Below are 4,201 nucleotides of genomic sequence, written 5' to 3' on the forward strand. Positions count from 1 at the left end.
GCCTGAAAGGACGAAGGGGCAAAGAAATAAAGAGAGCCTCCGGCGGCTCAAGGGTATGATACCCTTGAGAATCCCCAGGATTTTCGGGGCGGAAGCCGCCCCGAAAATAGGGGTGGGCGGGCGGTTTCTTGTGTCTTTTCTTCGTACACACTTCAAACAGGGATTCTCACCGTCCCTACAAAGTGCCAACGCCCCCCCAAAAAAACTCTCCCCATCCCCACGGACGAGAGCCGTCAGGGGTGACGACTGTCCCATCCAAAGGCAACCGGTCTGTGCGCACTTGGGATTCTCAAGGGCCCACGGCCCTTGAGCCGCCGGAGGCACCTCTTCCCCTCTGCTTCCCCCACCACCACCTGCCACCACCACAAAAAAAAGCGGCACGCCCCAGTATGGAGCGTGCCGCGCGTCGTTCTCCTGCGCACCCAGCGTATGGCCTCTTGCCCTGCGCTGGTATGAAGCGAAATCCTAGGCGATGGTGCCTTTCATGCGGCGCACTTCGGAGCGGCCGTCTTTGGTGACGATATCAATATTGTACTGCCGTATGGTGCGGTAGAGCGGGCGCCCGAAAAGGAAGTCGCATTCCTCTGCTAAGGCTCCGGTCTTGTCGCGAAAGGCGGAGCGGAAGCTGAGGTCGTAGTCAACCATGTCGAGAATGGCCTTGTCTGCGCCGGGGTCATTGTTGACGAAACCGAGACAGGCGGCTTCGAGACGCGAGTAGGGACACTCTTTTTCGTGGGTGTCGATGAGTTCGAGCAGCGGATGCCCTTCGGGGATGAGGTCGGCGCGGGTGATGCGGTCCTTGGCGTAGACGGCTTCAAGGTCCGAAACGTCCCAACACTTGAGGGCGGCGCACTCGACGGGGCGGTTCTCATAGATGAGGCAGGAGTTGTCGTCGATATTCAGCTGCGCGCACACCCACGACAGGCCGGAGCCGTGAAGCTTGACGATTTCCTCTTCCAGCGCCTCGTAGGCACCGGTGAGCTGATTGTTGACGAACTCGCCACGCCGCAGGGTGACGGCGTCGCCAAAGCCGAGAATGCCTTCATTGAAAAGCCTGACATCGTCCTTGTGCAGGGACGGGCCGCCCTTGCGGCAGCAGGTCCCACACTGTTCGCAATGCGTACGTACTTCTTGTGCCATCGTATCGTCCACGTCCTTGTTATGCGTCTTGTTCCGGCTCCAGCACCCATGCGCCGGCGCCCTTGAAGGCGAGCGTCATGGGGGTGAAGCGAATTCCGTTCTTTTCCTGCTCCGGGGAGTCCGGAGTAAAGCCGTAGGCCTCGTAAGCGCCCATGGCGTTGGGCGAGGCGTTGACGGTCAGGGCGCCGAGGTCCGGGGCCTGCGCGCGCAGCTGGCTGACGGCCCAACGCAGAAGCTTGCGGCCTATGCCCTGCCGCTGCCAGTTCCCGGCAACAAAAAACATGGCAATGTGCGAGCCGCCGCGCACCTCTAGGGACCCGACAAGCTCATCCCCCCTGTGGGCCACGAAAATGCGACTGATGCTGCCGAGACGCTCACCAAGGCTCTGGGGCGTACTGTAGCGCTTGAATTCCTGCGCCCCTGCGGGGGTGAATTCGGGCGCAACGCAGGCGTCGAACACGGCGTCGATATGCGCGGAAAGCGCGGCAACGTGACCGGGAGCCAACTCGGAGAATGTGATGGACATACCGCCTCCTTGCGCGCATTACGCGTCGCGTACGGCGCGAACCCAGTTCATACAGGTCGTATCGTGAGCGCCGAGAAATCCAAGCTCCATATCCGCGTACCATGCGGCGGCATAGGTCCTGCGGTCGGCGGACCACAGACGCCTGCACACGGTGCTAAAAAGCGGCGGCGCACACTGGGCGCGCCCCTTTTGCACCGGCTCGACGAGGGACAAAAGCTCCTCCGCGGTGGGCAGTCGCCATGCGGGGGCACCTGCGGGAAGACGCGCATTAAGCGCGTCAACATAACCGTGGGCCGTCGGCCAGTCCATCGCCTCGGGCGAACAGCCTTGCTGCCAGACGAGACCGGTGGCGGCGTCGTACACCTCGGCGCCGTGGGCGGTGAAATCATTGCGGCAGTAGGCCTCGGGCCGCCACAGAGCGTCGAGCCCCAAATCCTGAGGCCGCACCTTAGGTCCGGTATGCACGGGGTTGCGCCGGAGTGGCGCTGGCCACGGCAGTGTGAGGAATTCTTCGTCCGGCGCGTCACCGGGCAGGCGACAGCTTGCTTGCGTGCGCTCCGCCCAACTGCGGACGGCCTCGGTGATGGCGCCAGCCATAGCCTCCGCGCTGGCAAAACGTTGCTCGGGGTCGGGATGCGTGGCGCAGTGCAGCAGCGCATCCCACTGGTCGTCAAGGTCGGTGTTCAGGGCGCTTGGCTCCTGCTCGAACAACTCGGGAAGCCGCCCGGTGAGCATGCGGTACAGCATAACGCCAACGCCGTACAAATCCGCCCGCCCGTCCACAGCGTCGGGAGACGCCTCCTGCTCGGGAGCGGCGTAAAACGGTGATCCGACCTGCTCCGCGCCATGCAGACGAATACGCTCGCCGCGGAGCTTGGACAGACCAAAATCAATTATGCGCACAGCCTGGCCGGGGGCGAGAAGCAGATTAAAGGGCTTCACATCACGGTGAACAACGCCGCGGGCATGCAGTTCGCCAAGGCCGCTGAGGGTCTGGAGTGCAATGTCGGCGGCGCGGTCCACGGTCAGCACGCGGGAGGGGTCTTCGACGCGGTAGGTCTCACCGATGAGCGCACCGACGTTCTCGCAGCAGTATTCCATGGTGAAAAACGGCCGCCCGGAGGCATCACGCCCCACGCTCTCCACGGGTGCGATGTTGGGGTGGCGGAAGCCTTGCATGATCTCGGCCTCGGCGAGAAAACGCCGCTCCAACTCCTCCATGCCCGTGATGGCCTCCAGCATCTCGGCGGGGTCCAGCACCTTCAGCGCCACAAGGGGGCTTCCGGGCTTTGCGGCCTTGTACACCGCGCCCATGCCGCCACGCCCAAGACGTCCGTGAATCCTGTACCCGCCGATGCTGCGCATAGGCTACCCGAGGAGCATGTCGGCGAACTGGTCCGGCACGCCCTGCGCCTTCATCTTTTCGGCCACGGGGCGGGCGTCGTAGTCCACGTAGCGGACGGTGACGATGCGCGCCTCGGTGTCGTAGATGACGTACTTGGCCTTGCGGTTAAAATCGTCGCGGGGCTGCCCCACGCTGCCGACGTTGACCAAATACTTCACTCCGGCGTCCAGCTGATGGTCGCCCTCGCCGATGTCCTGACGCGTGGGGCCGCTTGGCGCGTTGGTGACAAGCTCCAGCAAATGCGTGTGGCCGAGGAAGCACACATCCTCGGGCATGCGTGAAAAGGTCTTGCGCAGCTTGGCGTCGTCCGCGGCGTAGAGGTAATAGTAGGGGCTGTCCGGCGGATACCCGTGCACAAACCGAAGCCCGTGGCGAAGCACCACACGCGGCAGGGAGGCGATGTAGTCAAAGGTCTCGTCGGACAGCAGGGACGCCGTGACTTCAAGGGCGATGCGCGGCTTGGGGTTGAACCACACGCGGTGCCGCTCGCGCAGCAGGCCGTGCTCGTGGTTGCCAAGGACGGAGGTGATGCCCCGCTCCTTCAAAAGCGCCACGCACTCGTTGGGGTCCGGGCCGTAGCCCACGTTGTCGCCAAGGCCGATGATGTCGTCCACCTGCTGGGCGTCAATGTCCGCCAGCACCTTGCGAAAGGCGTCCACATTGCCGTGAATATCTGAAAAAATGGCTATTCTCATACCTGTATCCGTTTCCAAAGCACTACGGCCGCGAGCCGTCCTTGAACCGCCGCGCAGCCGCCACAAAATTGGGCGCCCACCATGGCGCGCCAAAGGCGTGGATGTGGGCATACCCGGCAAAGACATTGTTTTTGACGATGCCGTCCCGCCCGTCAATGGTCCCCTTGCCCCGCTCCATGGCGAGGACCGTGGGATGCGCCGAGGGAGCGTTCGTCACGCACGCGGAATAGTGGAATTCATGCCCGGGCACAACCGCGCCAACGGGATGGTACGGATTCTCGCGCTCTACGCGGGCCTCAATGTACCCAAGGCCCTGCGGATGCGGGCGAAACTCCGTGTGCACATCCAGCACGCCCGCCATGGGGTACTCCGTGCCCTCATAGGTCACCCCTTGCGTGAGATACATAAAGCCCCCGCACTCAGCGTAGATGGGCA

The 4,201-nt window shown here is 63.3% G+C and carries 4 protein-coding genes and 1 pseudogene; all 5 read right to left on the reverse strand.

The window, feature by feature from the left end:
* Window positions 1–465: 465 nt before the first annotated feature.
* On the reverse strand, window positions 466–1,140 hold the full coding sequence (locus ACY69P_RS14695; protein ID WP_459900564.1) for a YkgJ family cysteine cluster protein: 675 nt from the start codon (window positions 1,138–1,140) through the stop codon (window positions 466–468).
* 19 nt (window positions 1,141–1,159) lie between these two features.
* A complete protein-coding gene (locus ACY69P_RS14700) occupies window positions 1,160–1,666 on the reverse strand; it encodes a GNAT family N-acetyltransferase (RefSeq protein ID WP_462328013.1) in 507 nt (168 codons plus the stop codon).
* Between the two features lie 18 nt (window positions 1,667–1,684).
* Window positions 1,685–3,031 carry a protein kinase domain-containing protein gene (locus ACY69P_RS14705; protein WP_462328014.1) on the reverse strand — a complete coding sequence of 449 codons (1,347 nt, stop codon included), beginning with the start codon at window positions 3,029–3,031 and terminating at the stop codon, window positions 1,685–1,687.
* Window positions 3,032–3,034: 3 nt separating this feature from the next.
* Window positions 3,035–3,766 (reverse strand): metallophosphoesterase family protein, encoded by a 732-nt coding sequence (locus tag ACY69P_RS14710; RefSeq protein ID WP_462328015.1) that lies wholly within the window; start codon window positions 3,764–3,766, stop codon window positions 3,035–3,037.
* A 22-nt stretch (window positions 3,767–3,788) separates the two neighbouring features.
* A pseudogene (locus ACY69P_RS14715) lies at window positions 3,789–4,201 on the reverse strand (cobyrinic acid a,c-diamide synthase); the annotation flags it as partial.

Source organism: Desulfobaculum sp., assembly GCF_054921475.1.

Bases quoted from the DNA above. Each gene is read 5' to 3' on its own strand.
- ACY69P_RS14700 (WP_462328013.1), bottom strand. From the start codon at position 1,666: ATGTCCATCACATTCTCCGAGTTGGCTCCCGGTCACGTTGCCGCGCTT.
- ACY69P_RS14695 (WP_459900564.1), bottom strand. From the start codon at position 1,140: ATGGCACAAGAAGTACGTACGCATTGCGAACAGTGTGGGACCTGCTGC.
- ACY69P_RS14710 (WP_462328015.1), bottom strand. From the start codon at position 3,766: ATGAGAATAGCCATTTTTTCAGATATTCACGGCAATGTGGACGCCTTT.
- ACY69P_RS14705 (WP_462328014.1), bottom strand. From the start codon at position 3,031: ATGCGCAGCATCGGCGGGTACAGGATTCACGGACGTCTTGGGCGTGGC.